14 protein-coding genes are annotated in these 18,375 nt (G+C 70.2%); 7 read left to right on the forward strand and 7 right to left on the reverse strand.

Translation table 11 applies throughout. The features are described from left to right. The first annotated feature begins 237 nt into the window (after positions 1-237). The gene (locus ACTWLT_RS11805; protein ID WP_445318392.1) at positions 238-2,592 is read left to right on the forward strand and encodes an AbfB domain-containing protein; all 2,355 of its coding nucleotides are present in this window, start codon (positions 238-240) and stop codon (positions 2,590-2,592) included. Positions 2,593-2,705: 113 nt separating this feature from the next. Here the strand turns inward: ACTWLT_RS11805 and rpsD are convergent, their stop codons facing one another. Further along, positions 2,706-3,314, reverse strand: a complete 609-nt coding sequence (rpsD, locus tag ACTWLT_RS11810; protein WP_252417628.1) for a 30S ribosomal protein S4 — start codon at positions 3,312-3,314, stop codon at positions 2,706-2,708. 113 nt (positions 3,315-3,427) lie between these two features. On the opposite strand from rpsD, the gene ACTWLT_RS11815 reads away from it, so the two are divergent. The 3 genes from ACTWLT_RS11815 to ACTWLT_RS11825 all read left to right on the forward strand — a co-directional run bounded on the left by ACTWLT_RS11815 (position 3,428) and on the right by ACTWLT_RS11825 (position 6,328). After that, entirely contained in the window at positions 3,428-4,093 is a 666-nt protein-coding gene (locus ACTWLT_RS11815) for a DUF2470 domain-containing protein (protein ID WP_445318442.1), read from the forward strand. Positions 4,094-4,282: 189 nt separating this feature from the next. Further along, on the forward strand, positions 4,283-5,743 hold the full coding sequence (locus ACTWLT_RS11820) for an SDR family NAD(P)-dependent oxidoreductase (RefSeq protein ID WP_445318393.1): 1,461 nt from the start codon (positions 4,283-4,285) through the stop codon (positions 5,741-5,743). 108 nt (positions 5,744-5,851) lie between these two features. Further along, a complete protein-coding gene (locus ACTWLT_RS11825) occupies positions 5,852-6,328 on the forward strand; it encodes a heme-degrading domain-containing protein (protein ID WP_445318394.1) in 477 nt (158 codons plus the stop codon). A gap of 51 nt (positions 6,329-6,379) precedes the next feature. Here ACTWLT_RS11825 and ACTWLT_RS11830 read toward each other — a convergent pair whose 3' ends face one another. Next, positions 6,380-7,756, reverse strand: coding sequence for an FAD-dependent oxidoreductase (locus ACTWLT_RS11830; protein WP_445318395.1), 1,377 nt, complete (start codon positions 7,754-7,756; stop codon positions 6,380-6,382). 257 nt (positions 7,757-8,013) lie between these two features. Between ACTWLT_RS11830 and ACTWLT_RS11835 the strand changes: the two genes are divergently transcribed. Next, complete coding sequence (locus tag ACTWLT_RS11835; RefSeq protein ID WP_445318396.1) at positions 8,014-9,342, forward strand: alpha/beta hydrolase; 1,329 nt, start codon at positions 8,014-8,016, stop codon at positions 9,340-9,342. A gap of 69 nt (positions 9,343-9,411) precedes the next feature. Here ACTWLT_RS11835 and ACTWLT_RS11840 read toward each other — a convergent pair whose 3' ends face one another. Both ACTWLT_RS11840 and ACTWLT_RS11845 read right to left on the reverse strand, forming a co-directional pair. Next, on the reverse strand, positions 9,412-9,888 hold the full coding sequence (locus ACTWLT_RS11840) for an SRPBCC family protein (RefSeq protein ID WP_445318397.1): 477 nt from the start codon (positions 9,886-9,888) through the stop codon (positions 9,412-9,414). A gap of 84 nt (positions 9,889-9,972) precedes the next feature. Next, positions 9,973-10,353 (reverse strand): MerR family transcriptional regulator, encoded by a 381-nt coding sequence (locus ACTWLT_RS11845; protein WP_445318398.1) that lies wholly within the window; start codon positions 10,351-10,353, stop codon positions 9,973-9,975. A 110-nt stretch (positions 10,354-10,463) separates the two neighbouring features. On the opposite strand from ACTWLT_RS11845, the gene ACTWLT_RS11850 reads away from it, so the two are divergent. Both ACTWLT_RS11850 and ACTWLT_RS11855 read left to right on the forward strand, forming a co-directional pair. After that, the gene (locus ACTWLT_RS11850; RefSeq protein ID WP_252417637.1) at positions 10,464-11,168 is read left to right on the forward strand and encodes an SDR family oxidoreductase; all 705 of its coding nucleotides are present in this window, start codon (positions 10,464-10,466) and stop codon (positions 11,166-11,168) included. A 208-nt stretch (positions 11,169-11,376) separates the two neighbouring features. Continuing rightward, positions 11,377-11,802, forward strand: a complete 426-nt coding sequence (locus tag ACTWLT_RS11855) for a hypothetical protein (RefSeq protein ID WP_445318399.1) — start codon at positions 11,377-11,379, stop codon at positions 11,800-11,802. A gap of 80 nt (positions 11,803-11,882) precedes the next feature. Here ACTWLT_RS11855 and ACTWLT_RS11860 read toward each other — a convergent pair whose 3' ends face one another. From ACTWLT_RS11860 to ACTWLT_RS11870, 3 genes are read right to left on the reverse strand one after another with little or no spacing between them, the layout of a single operon-like run. Next, positions 11,883-12,863 carry a hypothetical protein gene (locus ACTWLT_RS11860; protein WP_445318400.1) on the reverse strand — a complete coding sequence of 327 codons (981 nt, stop codon included), beginning with the start codon at positions 12,861-12,863 and terminating at the stop codon, positions 11,883-11,885. Between the two features lie 32 nt (positions 12,864-12,895). Further along, positions 12,896-14,422, reverse strand: a complete 1,527-nt coding sequence (locus ACTWLT_RS11865; protein ID WP_445318401.1) for an OmpL47-type beta-barrel domain-containing protein — start codon at positions 14,420-14,422, stop codon at positions 12,896-12,898. 8 nt (positions 14,423-14,430) lie between these two features. Then, positions 14,431-18,366, reverse strand: a complete 3,936-nt coding sequence (locus ACTWLT_RS11870; protein ID WP_445318402.1) for a ThuA domain-containing protein — start codon at positions 18,364-18,366, stop codon at positions 14,431-14,433. Positions 18,367-18,375: the final 9 nt, after the last annotated feature.

The raw sequence follows: 18,375 nt of genomic DNA on the forward strand, positions 1-18,375 counted from the left end.
TTCCGGGTGCCCCGGTGCAGACATTGATGAACAAGGATTGACGGGACGTCCGTCGTACCTCTATAACGTTATACGGGTGGTGATGGATGTCAATGTTACGGCCATTGCTCATCGATGGAAGCCCACCGACATCCATCGATGACGTCCGTCCCCTCGTCGAGTGACCGCCCGATGCCCACCGCCAACGCGCTCCGGGCCAGCTGCACCGCCCGCGGCGACTCGACCCACGGAGACGGCATGACACGTCACGGCCCCATCCGCCCCGCCCTGCCGCTGCTGCTCATCCTCGCGCTGGTCGCCGGCGTCCTCGCCGCGCCGGCCCCGCCGGCACACGCCGCACCGCCCAAGACGCCGCCACTGACCACGCCGTGGACCAGTCAGGCGTTGGCCGGCACGCCGCTGCCGGAGTACCCGCGACCGCAGATGACCCGGTCGGACTGGCTCAACCTCAACGGCGAGTGGCAGCTACGCCAGTCCGCCACCGACGACGCCCCGCAGTTCAACACCAACCTGCCCGAACGGGTCAACGTGCCGTTCCCGGTCGAGAGCGCACTGTCCGGCATCCAGCGGGCCGCCAACGACAACCGCAACTACCTCTTCTACCGGCGTACCGTCACCGTCCCGGCGAACTGGTCGGGTCGCCGGACACTGCTGCACTTCGGCGCGGTCGACTGGCAGAGCACCGTCTGGGTCAACGGCGTCCGCGTCGGTGCGCACACCGGCGGCTACGACGCCTTCAGCTTCGACGTGACCCCGCAGCTCACCGCCGGAACGAACGAGATCGTCGTCAAGGTCTGGGACCCCACCGACACCCGACAGAACGGCAGCCTGCCGGTCATCGGCAAGCAGACCAAGACACCTGGCGGGATCTTCTACACCCCCAGCTCGGGCATCTGGCAGACGGTGTGGATGGAGCCGGTGCCCACCGCCTCCATCAGCAGCGTGGACGTCTATCCGAACCTGGCCAACAACACCCTTCGGCTCCGGGTCTTCACCCGGGGCACCGTCACCGGCCACAGCGTGCTCGCAGAGGCGCTCAACGGAAGCACCGTCGTCGGCTCCGCCACCGGCGGCTTCACCGACTTCAGCGTGCCGGTGCCCAACGCCCGCCGCTGGTCACCCGACGACCCGTTCCTCTACAACCTCCGGATCACCCTGCGCAACGCGGGCGGCGTCGCCGTCGACCGGACCACGCACTACTTCGGCATGCGCGAGATCACCACCGGCCTGGTGAACGGGGTGCTGCGCCCCAAGCTCAACGGCCAGTTCGTGTTCCAGGTCGGCACCCTCGACCAGGGCTACTGGCCGGACGGGCTCTACACCGCGCCGACCGACGCCGCCCTCGCCTTCGACCTGCAGAAGCACAAGGACCTCGGCTTCAACATGGTGCGTAAGCACATCAAGGTCGAACCGCAGCGCTGGTTCTACCACGCCGACCGGCTCGGCCTGCTGGTCTGGCAGGACATCCCGTCGATGACCGCGCAGGACATCAACCCCACGGACGCCCAGCAGGCGCAGTTCGAGACGGAGGCACGCGAGATCGTCGACGAGCACCGCAGCTCCCCCGCCGTCGTCGCCTACACCCCGTACAACGAGGGTTGGGGTGAGCGGGCCCTGGCCGACACCCGCCGGGTCGCGCAGAACATCAAGAACCAGGACCCGACCCGTCTGGTCAACCCGCACAGCGGTCACAACTGCTGCCAGTCCCTCGGCGACCCGGGCAACGGTGACATCGACGACTGGCACGTCTACCTCGGGCCGGACTCCCCCGCGCCGTCGAGCAGCCGGATCGCGGTGCTCGGCGAGTTCGGCGGCCTGGGCCTGCACACGCCGGGCCACGAGTACAGCCCGAGCGGGCAGTTCTTCGCCTACGAGTGGCAGACCACCTCGACCGGGCTCACCGACCGGTACGTGGGCCTGGTGCAGGGCACCCAGAACCTGATGCTCGGCAAGGGGCTCAGCGCCTCGATCTACACGGAGATCACCGACCTGGAGGGCGAGCTGAACGGCTTCCTCACCTACGACCGGCAGGTGGTCAAGATGGACCAGGCGCGGGTCCGTGCCGCCAACACCGCCGTCATCAACGCCTCGAAGACCATCGGCAGCTCCGCACCCGTCGCCCTGCCGCTCAACACCCGCCGGTCGTTGCAGGTGACCACCCCCGGTCACACCAACCGGTACCTGCGCCACCAGGACAGCCTGGCCTACACGGAGGTGGTCGACGCCGCCAGCTCCGGCGTGCTCAAGGCCGACGCCACGTACACCATCCGTCCCGGCCTGGCCGACGCCGCCTGCTACTCGTTCGAGTCGGTCAACTTTCCCGGCCAGTACCTGCGCCACCAGAACTCCCGGGTCCGCAACTCGCCGAACGACGGTTCCGCGCTCACCCGCGCCGACGCCACCTGGTGCGCCCGGGTCGGACTGACCGGCACGGGCGTGTCGCTGGAGTCGTACAACTTCCGGGGCAGGTACCTGCGGCACTACAACTCGGAGGTCTGGCTCAGCAACGGCGCCGGCGGCGACGCGTACAACACGCCGACGTTGTGGGCCGCGGACAGCACCTGGAACATCGCGGCCCCCTGGGCACCCTGACCGGTCAGGAGGTCGAGGCGACGTCGCCGTAACGACAGGACGCCGCGGGGAGTTCCGGCCGGACCGGAACTCCCCGCGATGGCGACCCCGACTCGTCGGCCCGGTCCGACCGTTCAGCGCGAGTAGTACTCGACGACGAGCTGTTCGTCGCAGACGACCGGAACCTCCGCCCGCAGCGGAACCCGGACCAGGCGGGCGGTCAGGTCCGACAGGTTGACGTCGAGATACGGCGCGGGACGCTCCGGGACGTGCGCTCCGGCCGCCGCCACGACGAACGGAGCCTTGCCCCGGCTACGGTCCGCCACGGCGATGACGTCGCCGGGACGAAGCCGTGCCGACGGCCGGTCCAGCCGACGGCCGTTCACCGTGACGTGCTGGTGGGTGACGACCTGGCGGGCCTGGTAGATCGTGCGAGCGAAGCCCGACCGCAGCACCAGCGCGTCGAGCCGGGTCTCCAGGTCGACGATCAGCTCCTCACCGGTCTTGCCCGGCCGGCGTGCGGCCCGGTCGAACGCGCTACGCAGCTGGCCCTCGTGCAGGTCGTACTGCGCCTTCAGGCGCTGCTTCTCCAGCAGCCGGACCTTGTAGTCACTGGTGGTCCGGCGGGCACGGCCGTGCTGACCCGGCGGGAACGGACGGCGCTCGAAGTACCGCACACACTTCGGGGTCAGGGCGATGCCCAACGCGCGGGAGCGCTTGACCTTGGGGCGGGTCTGATTCATCCTTCACCTCTCAACTAAGGTAAGCCTAACCTTATTAGGAGGTGTTCGGGTTGAGCAACCAGCTGACCGACACGACGGACGCGACAGACAGCCCGGCGAGCCGGCTCCGGTCGATGCTCGTCGCCGCCCAGTCCCTGGGCCTGCGCACGCCCGGCTACCGGGCGGACATCGCCGGCCGCCACTCCGTGACCGGCGACGGACGGGTACGGGTCGACCTGCCGGCGGGCAGCCACATGGCGCGGGACATCGCGCACCAGCGGGAGACGGTCGCGATGATCGAAGTGACCGACCTGGCCCCCACCCCGGTACGCGACCGGGTCCGGGCACGCGGCACGCTCACCGGCTGGCTGAGCCCGGCCTCCATCGACCGGAACGCCGGGGACGGCCAACTGGTAACCGTCCTCGACCTCGCCACCGCCGAGCTGAGCACCACCGGGGGCACCACCACGATCGACCCGATCGACTTCAGCACCGCCCGGCCCGACCCGCTCGCCGCCACCGAAGCCGAGCTGTTGTGTCACCTCGACCACCACCACCCGCACACGGTCGAACGGCTGTGCCGACTGGTGGACCCCCACCGGCTGCACGGTGTCCGCATGGTCCGTCCGCTGCGGCTGGACCGTCACGGCCTCGTACTCCGACTCGAACTGGTGAACAGCGACCGGGACATCCGACTGAGGTTCCCGGCCCCGGTGCGCCACCCGGACCAACTCGGCGCGCAGATCGAGGCACTGCTCAGGCAGGCCCGCCGCTGCCGACCTCCGCGCGCCCACTGGTGATCGGAAACCGGCGCGGACCAGCCCTGAGGTGAGGCAGAGCGGGCCCGGTCGCCTCGTGTCGTCGTCCAGCGCCGCAGTCTGAGCAGCGCACGCGAGATGCGTCGAGCGCCGTACGGTGCGTACAGTTCCTGGTCGGACGTGAGGTGAGCCGGCCGGATCCGGCGCAGGAACGGGACGAGACAGAGACGCATGACGGTGGACAACATTCCCGAAAACGGTCAGAACGGCATTGACCGGAGCCGTCTGGAGACCTGCCTCAGCGTCTTCGAGGCGTTGGAGGCCCTGCCTCCGGACCATCCGGACGTCGTCCGGGTGCAGCGGGCCACCGCGAAGCTCTACAAGGTGATCAAGCAGCGGCGACGCGAGGAGCGGCGGGACGCCATCGCCTCGGCCGACCGCGCCGTGACGGCGGCCACCGCCACCGGTGCCCCCGGACGCATCGACGACGAGACCCAGGGCATCCCGCTCGCCTCTCCCACCGCGGGTGCCACGGCCGGCGTTCTGCACAATCCGCGCGGCTGCTACGTCTGCAAGCAGCGCTACCGCGAGGTGGACGCCTTCTACCACCAGCTCTGCCCGTCCTGCGCGGCGCTGAACCGGCAGCGCCGGGACGCGCGCACCGACCTGACCGGGCGGCGCGCACTGCTCACCGGCGGCCGGGCGAAGATCGGCATGTACATCGCGCTGCGGCTGCTGCGCGACGGGGCGCACACCACCGTGACCACACGGTTCCCGCACGACGCGGTCCGCCGGTTCGCCGCGATGCCCGACAGCGCGGACTGGCTGCACCGTCTGCGGATCGTCGGGATCGACCTGCGCGACCCCGCCCAGGTGATCGCCCTCGCCGACTCGGTCAGCAGCCTGGGGCCACTCGACATCCTGATCAACAACGCGGCGCAGACCGTCCGGCGCTCGCCCGGGGCGTACTCGCAGCTCGTCGCCGCGGAGGCCGCGGCCCTGCCGGACGGCCCGTTGCCGGAGCTGATCACGTTCGCCAAGCCGGGAGGCCAGGGCACACCGGCGGGCAGCCTGACCGCCGGCCCGCAGTCGACCGCGCTCACCCCGCACGCGCTCACCGCGCTGGCATTGACCAGCGGCTCCGCGTCGCCGGAACGGATCGCGGCGGCCACCGCCATCGACGCCGGCGGGCTGGTGCCCGACCTCGACTCGGTCAACAGCTGGGTCCAGCGGGTTCACGAGGTGGACCCGGTGGAGCTGCTCGAAGTGCAGCTGTGCAACGTCACCGCGCCGTTCGTGCTGGTCAGCCGGCTACGACCGGCGATGGCCGCCGCGAAGGCCCGCCGCAAGTACGTGGTGAACGTGTCAGCGATGGAGGGCCAGTTCGGGCGCGGCTACAAGGGGCCGGGGCACCCGCACACCAACATGGCCAAGGCCGCGCTGAACATGCTGACCCGGACCAGCGCCCAGGAGATGCTGACCGACGGCATCCTCATGACCAGCGTCGACACCGGCTGGATCACCGACGAGCGGCCCCACCCGACGAAGATGCGGCTGGCCGACGAGGGCTTCCACGCCCCGCTGGACCTCGTCGACGGCGCCGCCCGGGTGTACGACCCGATCGTCCGCGGCGAACAGGGCGAGGACCTCTACGGCTGTTTCCTGAAGGACTACGCGCCCTGCGCCTGGTGATCGGCGTTCCCGCCCGCCACGGCGCACGCAGTGGCTCTTGTGACAATCACCGCGTACGCCCCACCCGCACGCGGGGCCGTCCGCCAACTCGACGAGGAGAAGGTACGCATGCCAACTGACCAGGACTCATGGCCGACGCTGGACGAGCTGGAGCGCGAGGAGATCGAGCTGGAGCTGCCGGGCCTGTCGGAGACGGACGCGTACGGGTTGGGGATGCTGGCCGTCACCGCCGCGAGCGAGCAGCGGCTTCCCGTCTCGGTGGGTGTGTGGCGCGGCGGACGTCAGCTGTTCCACTGCGGCCTGCCCGGTTCGACGCTGGACAACGACGGGTGGCTGCGGCGCAAGGGACGCGTGGTGATGCGGTTCGAGCACTCGTCGCTGTACATGGCCCGGCTGTGCCACGACAAGCAGGTGACCCTGACGGAGAGGTACGGTCTGCCGGCCTCGCGGTACGCGGCCGCCGGGGGCGCGGTGCCGCTGCGCGTCCGCGGCACCGGCGTGGTGGGTTGGGTCGGTGTCTCCGGTCTGCCGCAACTCGACGACCACCGCTTCGTCGTCGACGTCCTTCGCAAGCTCCCGCGTTAGCCTCGCTACCGTCGCCCTGTCCGGCCGGGCTGTCGTCGCGCGACAGCCCGGTCAGCGCGCTCGCCGGTTGGCGCGCAGGGCGCCCAGGATCACGCCGGGTGTGGCCAGCGAACGCGGGTGCTCCCTCAGGGAGACGACCTCGTTGAACCGCCGCGCGATCGTCACGTCCGTGACCGTGGCCGCGACGATCTGGCGACTGGCCCAGCTGGAGAGCCGGTAGCCGCGCGGGTAGGGCCCGTCCACGTGGGGCAGTGCGAGGTCGGCTGAGGTCGACAACGACCAGGCGGCGTCCACCACGACCTTCTGCAGGTCGAGGTACTGGCGCGCCGGCACGCTCAGGTCCGGGCTCGACCCCAGGTACATCGCCAGGCACGCGGCGTGCAGGGCCGCCGCGGTGATTCCCTGCCCGTACACCGGGTTGAACGACGCGACGGCGTCACCGACGCTGACGAGCCGGGCCGGGAACCGCTTCAACGCGTGGAAGTCCCGCCGCCGACTGTCGGCGTGGCGGTAGGTCTGGACGTCGCCGAGCATCTCGTTTCCGGCGACCTCGCCGAACTCCGGCGGGAACTGATCGCGCAGGCGACGCACGAAGTCCTCGGCGGTGCGCCCCGGGCGGTTGTCCCCGTAACCGGCCATCATGGCCATCCACTGGTCGCCCTCGATCGCGAAGAATGCCGCGCCGGCCACGTCCGACGACATCTTCGGACTGTGCAGGGCCAGGACGACCGTCGAGGCGGGGTTCGCCTCGTTGCGACGGAACAGGGCGGTGGCGTAGTTCAGGTGCACGGTCATCCGCCGCGTGGCGGGTCGGTCCCAACCGGACTGCTCCAGCCACTCCGACAGCCTGCTCGAACGCCCCATGGCGTCCACCACGAGGTCGCCCCTCTCGACGCCGGTCACCCCGTCGACGTCGCAGCGGACCCCGGTGACCTCGTCGCCGTCGAACACCAGACCCGTGGCGCGGGCGGTGACCACCTTGACGTTGGGCAGTCGAAGGACCTGGTCACGGATCAGGCCCTCCAGGAGGGGTCGGCTGCCCGCCAGACTGTCGGCGTCGTCGGGCACGACGACCTTCAGGCGGCCGTCGAGGTAGTTCCGCCTGGCCGCGGGCGGGGCCTCGACCGCCCCCCGGGCCAGCGCCTGCTCCCGGAAGCCGGGAAACAGGTGCTCGAGTTGGAGGAAGCCGCCGGGCAGCAGCGCGTGCAGTTGCGTCCCCTGTGGCACGCCGGGCCGCCCGCCGGTCGTCTGCAGGTCGTCCCGCTCGATGATGACGACGCTCTCCGCGTAGGCGGACAGGGCCCGCGCGGCCAGCATGCCGGCGACACTGCCGCCGACCACCACGGCCTTGCCGAGGATCGGGAGCGCCTGGTCGGGAGGCCGCACAGCGTTCAGCGCGGCGAAGACCCGAGCCGGGGAGAGGGACATCGTGCTCTCCAAGGGGTACGAGGTGAGGCGCCCTCTGCCGTGCCTGCCAGCGACTGGTGCGCGGACAAGCCCCGGTGGACGGCCGTTCGGGATGACGCCCGACGATCGTTGCACAGGTGCCGCACCATGCCCAGGCCGGCCGGGCGCCGGCGGTAATCCCATCGCGGTCGCCGCTCGGGTATGGACCGCCGAGCATCCCCCTGAGACGATACCTGCGCTCCCAGTGCAGATACTTTCTCGACCGAGGTGGAGGACCGATGCACACGTCCCGCCGGAGACTGCTCTCCCTGACGGCCGGGCTCGCGCTCGCCGCCGGCCTGTCCGTCACCGCCGTTCCGCAGGCCGCCGGGGCCGCAACCGGCGCGTCGTACCGCCCGGTGATCTTCGTGCACGGCAGTGCCGGATCGGCGTCGCAGTTCCAGTCCCAGGCCAAGCGACTGGCCAGCAACGGCTACCCCACCGACATCATCGAGGCGCACGAGTACGACTCGCCGAACGTCGCCACGATCCTCCCGCGGGTGTACGCGGAGATGGACGCGCGGATCTCACGGCTGCTGGCGGCGACCGGCGCGGACAAGGTGGACCTGCTCGCGCACTCGCTGGGCACCTTCGTCATGCAGGGCTACCTCGCCAGCTCACCGGCGCGCGCCGTGCGCGTCGCGCACTACGTCAACCTGGACGGGCGCACCGCGGCGTCACCACCGGGTGGCGTACCCACGCTCGCGATCTGGGGCGAGGGCGACCCGGCCCGGGCAGTCGCGGGCGCGACCAACGTGTACCTCCCCGACCAGTCCCACACGCAGACCGTGTCGTCGCCGGAGTCGTTCCGCGAGATCTTCCAGTTCTTCCAGGGCCGCCCTCCCCGGACGACGCGGATCGTTCCGCAACTCTTCGGCACCGCTCGGGTCTCCGGCCGAGCCGTGCTCTTCCCGAGCAACGTCGGCGTCACCGACGCGACGCTGGAGGTCTACCCGGTCAACTCCCTGACCGGCGGGCGGCTGTCGAGCCGGCCCGCGCATCGGGTGCCCCTGAGCGGCGACGGCTCGTTCGGCCCATTCCCGGTGCTCGCCACCGCCCGGTACGAGTTCGCGATCGTGCGCGCCGGCGCGGCCACGCACCACTTCTACTTCCAGCCGTTCCTGCGGTCCGACTCCTTCGTACGCCTGGCGACCAGCCGGCCGGGCGAGGGGCTCGGTGCGCTGGTCGACACCAGCGACCGGCACACGGCGCTGACGATCCAACGGCAGAAGGAGTGGTGGGGCGACCAGGGCGATGCCGGCGACAACCTGTGGATCAACGGCAGGGACGTCCTGAACCCGGCGAACACCCCCCGCGTCAAGCGGACGATCGCACTCTTCGCCTTCGACGACGGCAGCGACGGTGTCACCGACCTGACGGCCCCGCTGCCGGAGTTCTTCAGCCAGACCTTCATCACCGGCATGGACGTGTTCATCCCGGCCACGCCGGCACACCTCGGCCTGGTACGGATCGCGGTCGGTCAACGCGGTGGCGGGCTCGACGTGGTCAACGTGCCGAACTGGAAGTCCAGCGAGCATCGCGTGACGGTGAACGTCGACGACTTCTGATCGCCACGGCGACAGCCGCAGCGGATTCGCCGTCGACGGCCGGGCAGGATCGCCGGGGTAAGAAAAGCGTCACACCTCGGCGGGAGGTGACAACGCCATCTTCTGCCAGTTGCGGAACACGAAGCGGTGTACCGATTTCAGCCCGACCCACAGCGCCGGCTCCAACACGACGCGGCCGAAGCCCCCAACCGTGACCGTCGTCGTCCGGGTCACCCTCGTGCCGGTGCCCACCGGTTCCAGCTCGAACAGATCCGCGAGCTGGTCGACGAAACGGTGGAAGTAGAGGTCCGTCGACTCCATGTGGAAGGCCAGCCGGCTGGGCGGCTCCCAGAGGGTGATCCTCTGCCGCACCACACCCTGCTCCGAGACGCACTGCCGCGCGGCGCCCACCTCGCCGGGGCCGTCGGGCAGCCGGCACGTCGTTGGCCGGGGGGTGCCCAGGTAGAAGACCGGACACCGGGGCTGGAGCTCGAGGCGCGAGTCGCAGAGCGCGGGCCACAACACGTCCGGTGAGTGGGGCATCGTCCAGCGCGTCCGCACCATCATGCGACCACGATAGGCCCGGCGTCGCCGGCGGCGCGGCCCCCGATCGGCCGGCAGGGCTTCTCACCGGCGGGCAGATGCCGCCGGCTACACGGGTGCGATGGTGCCCGATCTGGTGCAACCGCTGGCCGGGCTCTCGCTGAGGGCGATGACGGCGTCGAGCCGGTCCCTGGCCTGGGTGAGTTGGGCTATCTGCCGGTCGATGCGTTCGCGCTCGGCGGTCAGCATGGCGCGGGACTCCGGGGTGTTGACCTTCGCGTCGACGCAGGGCAGGAGGTCCAGGATGGTCCTGCTGGACAGGCCGGCGGCGTACAGCATCTGGATCAGGTGGACCCGCTCGACCGCGCCCTCGTCGTAGTGGCGCTGGCCGCCGCTGCTGCGGGCGGGGATCAGGAGTGCCTGCTCCTCGTAGTAGCGCAGGGCGCGCACGGACACGCCGGTCCGGGTGGCGAGTTCACCGATTCGCACGGCCGCTCCCTCTGCTGGGTGACGTCGGGCACAGGGCTTGCCCCTCACGTCAACGTCAGGTTCTAGCGTAGCCCGCGTACCGAACCACCGAAACCGCCCTGGAGGCAGTCATGCAGATCTCCGGTTCGATCGCGCTGGTCACCGGCGCCAACCGTGGCATCGGCCGGCACTTCGCCCGACAACTGCTGGAGCGCGGCGCGACCACGGTGTACGCCACGGCCCGCCACCCGGAGCGCATCGACCTCCCCGGCGTCGAGAAGCTCCGGCTGGACATCACCGACCCGCGGTCGGTCGCGGAGGCGGCGGCCGCCGCTTCCGACGTCACCCTGTTGATCAACAACGCCGGGATCTCCACCGGGACCAACCTCGTGACCGGCGACCTGGACAAGATCCGGTTGGAGATGGACACGCACTTCTACGGAACGCTCGGCATGGTGCGGGCGTTCGCGCCGGTGCTGGCCGCCAACGGCGGCGGCGGGATCCTCAACGTCCTGTCCGCGATGTCATGGTTCTCCTACGACGGAGCCAACGCCTACGGCACGGCGAAGGCGGCCGAGTGGAGCCTGACCAACGGTGTCCGGATCGAACTGGCCGGCCAGGGCACCCTCGTCACCGGGCTGCACCTGGGCAGCGCCGACACCGACATGATGGCCGACTACGACGGCGACAAGATCGACCCCGCCGAGGTTGTCCGCGCCGCACTCGACGGAATCGAGGCGGGCAAGCTCGAGGTCGTCGCCGACGAGTGGAGCGCCCACGTCAAGGCGTCTCTGGCCGCGGACCCGGGCGCCTTCTATGGCAGCGCCGTCAGCTGACGGCGCGGCTCGCCAGCGCAGCGGCGGCCCCCATGCCCTACCCCGATCGTGACCATCGAGGGATCGCAGTGTGATGCCACCTTGGCAGGCTGCATCCATGCGTAGACAAGCTGTCGGCTGCGTTCTGATCTCGCTACTCGGACTCCTGGCAGCCTGCACCCCGCCTGACGAACCAATTGTCGCCCTGGCTGTACATGATGGCCAGCCGATGGGCGTTCTCGTCACGTGCGACGACACGTTCTCCCAACTGAGCGTGTACAGGAACGACAACCGCAACGACGCGAGTGAACGACCGCTGATCACGTGGGGCGTCAGCGGCATGCCGACGAGCGAGGTCGTGGAGGTCCCCCTGTTCGGTCAGCCGCCGAATGGTTGGGAGATCAAGGAGATTCGCGACCTCACGGCGGCGGAGTCAGGCCTGGCCGTGGATGTCGAACCGCTCACCGGGCTCGAGCCCGAGGTGGGGTACAGCCTTGGCGGATCAAGCCGTCATCACGCAATATCTGTCGATTTCACTGTCTCGGACCTCACCCGCATCGGCGAGGATCAGGTGCTGGCGCCGAGCGGCCACGACAGGACGAAGCTCGTGTCGCGGGAGGCCTTCTTGCGCAAGGCCCGGAACAACTGCACGTAGGTGACGCCTGACTCATGTGCCGCCCGTCGGCCGGGCCGGACGTCTCGTGACGTCCGGCCCGGTCGACGGGTGCTGATCAGTTACAGCCGGGCGGCGCCGGCTGCGGTGGCCTCCTGCACGGCCGAGGTACGACGGGTCTCCGCCCGCTCGTCCCCGGCGCCCTCCCGCTCCGGAGCCGCCGCGACCTGAGCCGACCGGTTGGTGCTGGCCGCCGCCTGGTCACCGATCACGCCGCCACGGATCCGGTTGTTCGCGGCCACCTGGGCGGCCGGGTTGTTGGACGTCACGGTCAGCTTGCCGTCGATGATGTTGTCGTCGACCGTGACACCCCCCGTGGTGCTGGTGATGCTGACGTCCCGGCCCCAGTAGCCGCCGGAGGCGCAACTGTCGAGGGTGCCGTTGGGGCCGAGCTGCACGGCGCCGAGGTTGCCGGCGAAGGTGGCCTGGCCCCGGACCGCGCTGCCACACACGACACTGCCGGTGGCGCTGTTCAGCACCGACAGGGTGCCGTCGACGAACGAGTCGTGGACGTCGGTGTAGTAGGTGCCGGTGGTGTTGAGGTTGCGCTCGACCTGGGTGCCGCGGTCGAGCCGGACCTCACCGGCGCCGGCGGTGACGGTTCCCACGATTGTGGACTCCTCCACGAACAGGAAGCTGTCGATCGTCGAGGTGCCCTTCGGCCGCACCGTCACGTTGCCGGTCCGGGCGCCGTTCAGGAAGGCGCCGTACCCGCCGGCGGCCAGCACCACCTGGCCACCGACCGTCGTGTTGGTGGCGTCCAGGTAGCCGTCCGTGGCGACGCGTACCTCGCCGCTGATGGTGCCGCCGTTGACCACCAGGTTGCCGCCGGCGGCGACGCTGACGTTGCCGGTGATGGTGGTGCCGGTGAGCGCGCAGGACTCGCCGGCCGGCACGTACAGGTCGTTGGGCACGGTCACGGCACCGCCGGTGCCGATGCAGTAGGTGACCAGGTCAGCGTGTGCGCTGGGTGCCACCGCCAGCACCGAGGAGGCGACGACGGCGGTCACGGTCGCCAGCTTGGCGAAGGTACGTCTGGGCATCGCTGTACTCCCTGTCGATGAGATTCGGTGACTCATGCGCCGACGTCCGATCGGGCCGCGGCCCGGACGATGGCGCCCTGCTGCCGCTGGTTCAGCGTTCCGCCGGTCACGAGCGCGGTGGTGACGGTCTCGACGTGCCGGACGAATTCGGCGTGCCCCGGATAGTCGGCGTTCTCGGCGATCAGATCGTTGATGGTGCAGCCGTTGCCGGTGTCGACGTTGGCCACCCCGGTGTCGTCACCGTCGATGATCACCGTTCCCCGGGTGTCCGACCCGGGGCAGGCGTCGGTGCCGTCAGCGACCACGGTGAACGTCGCCGACTGCTCGGTGGCGGTGTTCCCGGCGGTGTCGGTTGCCCGGTACCGCACGGTGTGGGCGCCGACGGCGCGGACGGAGACCGGGGCGGTGTACGTCGTCCAGGCGCCGGTGTCGAGCGCGTACTCGATCTTCGCCACACCGGAGCCGTCGTCGGTCGCCGTGACGGTCACGGTCGCGGCCCCGACGTATCCGCCGGCTGCGTCCCGCTCACCGGTGACCGTGGCGGACACCGCGGGCGGGGTGGTGTCCTCGACGGGCGGGGGCACGACGGTGAAGTGGGCCATCTGCTCGGCCGACGTGTTTCCCGCGACGTCGGTCGCCCGGTAGTGCAGCATGTGCATGCCGACGTCGTCGACCACGATCGGCTGGGTGTACGGGGTGAAGGCGCCCCCGTCCAGCGAGTACTCGACCGTGGCGACGCCGGACTCCGCGTCGGTGGCGGCCAGCGTGGCGGTGGCCGTACCGATGTAGTTGCCGTCGCCGTCCTGGTCGCCGGCCAGGGCGGCCGTCACCACCGGCGGGGTGGTGTCCTCCTGGCTCGGCTCGACGACCCGGAACGACACCGAGCCGACCGCACTGACGTTGCCGGCCTCGTCGGTGGCGCGGAACTGCACCGAGTGGTCACCGATCGCGGTCACCTGCACCGGCTGCGTGTAGGGCTGGAAGCTGGTGTCGTCGACCTGGTACTCGACGGTGTCCACACCCGACCCGGCGTCGGTGGCCGTGACGGTCACCGTGGCCGCGCCGATGTAGTTGCCGTCCCCGTCGCGGTCGCCCGTGACGGCGCCCGTCACCGTCGGCGGGGTCGTGTCGGTGCCTCCCCCGCCGTCGGTGACGACCAGTTCACCGACCATCTGGCTGTGGCCCGGGATGGAGCAGAAGTAGCGGTACCTGCCCGGGGTCAGGGTCACGGTCGCCTGGTGCCGGCCGTTGTTCACGTCGAACGGGTTGGCCAGGATGTTCAGCGTGACGTCGTGGTTGTAGCCGTCGGTGGTGGTGTCGAAGGTCAGCGTGTGCGGCATCCCGGTGGTGTTACCGGTCGCCGAGCTGTTCTCCCAGATGATCGTGGTTTCGCCGGCCACCGCCTGGGCGGGTGCGGACTTGTAGCGGGTGATGCTGTCGTCGGCGGTCCAGGTCAACACCTGCGCCTGGGCGCTCGGAGCGGCGGAGGCGGGCGTCGCGGCCAGGGGAAGGACGGTGAGCAGGAGCGCCGACAGCGCGGCCATTAATCGTCGGGTCATCGTTTCTCCTAGAGTTCCCGCGCACGGATGTTGCGGAACTCGATCAGGTCGTTGTCGCCGTGGTTCTGCAGCCCGATGAAGCCGCGGAGGAACTGCCGCAGATCGGTCGGCGGGTCGCCCGCGCGGGACGACTGCTTGCCCGGCGTGTTGTCGAACTCGTTGATCACCACGCCGTTGCGGATCATCGTGTAGTGCTGCCCGACGACGCGGATCTCGTAGTCGTTCCACTGCTCCTTCGGAGTGACACCGGCCTGGGCGAGTGGCACGGAGTCGAAGTTGTAGACCGAGCCCGTCTTCTGCGGCTCGCCGGTCTCACCGTCGTAGATCTGGATCTCGTGCCCGCAGAAGATCGCCACCCACGCCGGTGAGGTCCGGGCCGATCCGACCGTGCCGCAGCTGCCCGGCGGGCGTTGCTCCAGCGGGATCCGTGGGTCCGGGAACCGGGTGAAGACTCCACTGTTGGCCCGTCCGGTCCCTGGCGCGATGTCGCGGAACTGCAACTTCAGCGAGAAGTCGCCGAACTCCTTGGTGTGCCAGAGCATGCCCAGGCCACCGCTGGACCGCAGTGAGCCGTCCGGCTGGATGCCGAACGATCCCGATGGTGCCTGCTGCCAGCCGAGCAGCGACTCAGCGGTGCCGTCGAAGAGCGGCTCGTACCCGGTGCGGCCGTCCCGGCCGATGTCGGACGCGGCAGCCAGGCGGGTCAGCGTGCCGGCTTCGCGGGCGGAGAGCAGGCCGTCGCGCTGGAGCGTGTCGGTCACCGCCGTCACGTGCCGGACGAAGCTGTTGTGGTCGCCCCACGTGCTCTCGTCGTCGATCAGGTCGTTGATGGTGCAGCCCTGCCCGACCGTACGGCTGGGCACCTTCGTGTCGGTGTCGCCGAGCCACACGGTGTCCCGGCTGTCGGGCACCGCACAGCCCACCGTGACCGTGGTCTGCACCGTCGCCGTCTCACCGTCGGCGTACGTGACGGTCAGCTTCGCCGTGAAGGTGCCGACCCGGGCGTACGTGTGCCGAGGGTTCGCCTCGGTCGACGTGGCGCCGTCGCCGAACTCCCACCGGTAGCTGACGCCACCGGAGCGAGAGCCGTTGAAGGCGATGGTCAGCGGCTTGTTCTGCACGGCGACCGAGGTCGCGGCCGGCGCCGGGGTGGGCGCGCCACCGGTGTAGGTGATGCGGATCAGCTTCTGGTTGGGGTGCAGGCTGAAGAACCCGCCTCCGTAGTCCAGCAGGTAGAGCGCACCGTCCGGGCCGAACTTGGCGTCCATCCAGCTCTGCAGCCGGGTGTCGCCGTTGCCGCCGGGGATGATGGCCCGCAGCGACTCGGCGTACACCGGCGGCGCGGCGGTGGGCACGCCGGCCGGGTCGACGGTGACCGCGACGCGGTTGTTCGCGTTCGACTGGTCGCCGATGAACCACTTCTCGTCCCAGTACTCCGGCCAGGCCACGCCGCTGTTGGTGTCGACGAGGTCGCGGTGGTAGGTCGGGCCGGACATGATGGCCTGGCCGCCGCCGCGCAGGTAGGGCTGGGTGTAGGTGGCGTCGGCCGCGACGTAGGTCGGCAGGCCACTGCCGTCGGCCCGCTTCGGGAACACCGGTCCGCCGCCGTCCGGGGAGTACCAGATCATGTTGTCCCGGGCCGCCGGGATGTCCACCAGACCGGTGTTACGCGGCGACTCGTTCTTCAGGTTGTCGCAGTCGTACCAGCCGGTCAGCACGGTCGCGTCGGTGGTGCTGCGGTCCCGGTACGGCTGCCGGTTGCCCATGCAGTACGGCCAGCCCTGGTTACCCGCCGAGGTGATGATGGTCGCGGTCTCGTACTTCGCCGGGCCCAGCGTCGGGCTCGGCGACGCGGCGTCCGGGCCGACCCAGCCCGCGGTCAGCCACTGGTGCTCCGGGTCGACCTGCAGGCGGGCGATGTTGCGCACGCCCATCACGTAGATCTCCGGCCGGGTCTTCTCCGTGCCCGGCGGGAACAGGTTGCCCTCCGGGATGGTGTACGTGCCGTCCGCCTCCGGGTGGATCCGGATGATCTTACCGGCCAGGTCGTTGGTGTTGCCCGAGGTGCGGCGGGCGTCCTGGAACGAGATCCCCTGGTACTCCTGGGTCCAGTTGTTGCCGGAGTAGCCCTGCGATCCCTCGGACGAGTTGTTGTCGCCGGAGCCCACGTAGAGGTTGCCCTTGGCGTCGAACGCCATGCCGCCGCCGGCGTGGCAGCAGCTGTGGATCTGCACCGGGAACTGCAGCAGATCCTTACGGGTGGCCTGGTCGATCGTCTGGGTCGCACGGTCGTAGGTGAACCGGGAGACGGTTCGCTGCCCGACCCGCTTCACCCGGTCGATCGAGTCGTGCGGCATCCAGTAGACGTAGAGCCAGCCGTTCTCGGCGAACTTGGGGTCGGGCACGATGCCGAGCAGGCCCTCCTCGTTCTTCACCAGCTCCGAGCCGCTGCCCCGGTTACCCATCACCTCCAGGGTGGTGAGCAGCTTGGCCTGCTTGGTGCGCGGGTCCCACGAGTGGATGGTGCCGCAGCCCAGGCCGACGTCGGGGTTGTTCCAGTCCGCGATCGGGCCGCTCGGGCAGGCCGCCTTGCCGACGTAGAACACCGTGTTGTCCGGCGCGATGGTGAGCCCGTGCGGCTCGCCGATCTGGTCCAGCTGCCCGGCCTGGTTGGCCGCGGTGAGCCGCTCCACCTTGTAGTTCGCGGCGATCGTCGCCTGGCAGTCACCGCGCTGAAGGCCGGTCGTCCACTTGAGCGCCCCGGCCAGGTGCGTGCGGAACGCCTCCTCGCCGTAGCTGCCCTCGGTGTGGCCCATGCCGGTGTAGAACGACCGGCCGCCGTCGTAGTCCCGGCACCAGGACACCGGGTGGAACGGGCCGTTGGCGCCCGGCCCCGGGTTGTAGTGGCGCTCCTCGACCTGGGCGAGGGTGTGCACGGCACCGATCGGGTTCGGGTCCCAGTTCTCCCAGCGGTCCGAGCGGGTGAGCGTCAGCGGCAGCGACGCCGTGGCCGGGTGCTTCCGGTCGAGGATGTTGACGACCGCCCGGTTCACCGCGGGCGGCTCCGGCGCGGTGGTGCTGCCGGTGAACAGGCGCAGGTCGGCGAGCTGGGTCAGCGGCTCGCCGCTGTTCGCGGTGATGTTCAGGCGGAAGTGTTTGAACTCCTGCGGCGTGGCGATGTCGAACCGCCGGGTCTGGAAGCGCTCCGGGAAGGTCTGGCCGGTGCGCCGGTCCACGTCGGACCAGTTCTGGCCGTCCGTGGAGCCCTGCAGGGTCCAGTCCTTCGGGTCACGGCCGGAGGAGTCGTTGGCCGACGTCAGCGCGTAGCCGGTGATGCGCTTGGGTGCGCTCAGCTCGTAGGCCACCCAGGCCGTCGGCGTGCGGACGAGCCACTTGGTGCCGGAGTCGCCGTCGGTCAGCTTCTCCTTGGTCTCGTTCGGCGCGTTCTCACCGCTGGCGGTCACCCGGGCGACCGGCTCGGCCACCGGGATGGCGCCGGCCGGGCGGGTGCCGATCAGGCCGGTGAACCAGGCCGATTCGACCTGCGCGCGGGCGGCGTCGGCGATGCCGACGAAGCCGCCGCCGGCCTTCATGTAGCTCTGCAGCGCCGCTTCCTGGTCACGGTTGAGCGCGGCGCCCGTCGCGGAGAGGAAGACCACGCTGCGGTACGGCGCGAGCCCGGCGGCCGTGAAAACGGCGGGGTTCGTGGTAGCCGTGACATCGATGTCATGAACCGCGCCAAGATCTTTGATTGCCTCCAGGGCGCGCAAGACAGGGTCCTGCTGCTCGGCCACCGGCCCGTGGAAGACGAGGACGGCTGCCCTGGCCTCCTGAGCCGCTTGCGGTGCGGCTACCGCCTCCGGTGCCGCTGCCGCCGCCGTTGCCGGCATCAACAAAGCGATGGCCGCTACCGCTGCTAGTGCTCGTCGTACTGTTCCTGTCATCCCCGTCCC

Source organism: Micromonospora yongxingensis (assembly GCF_052601155.1).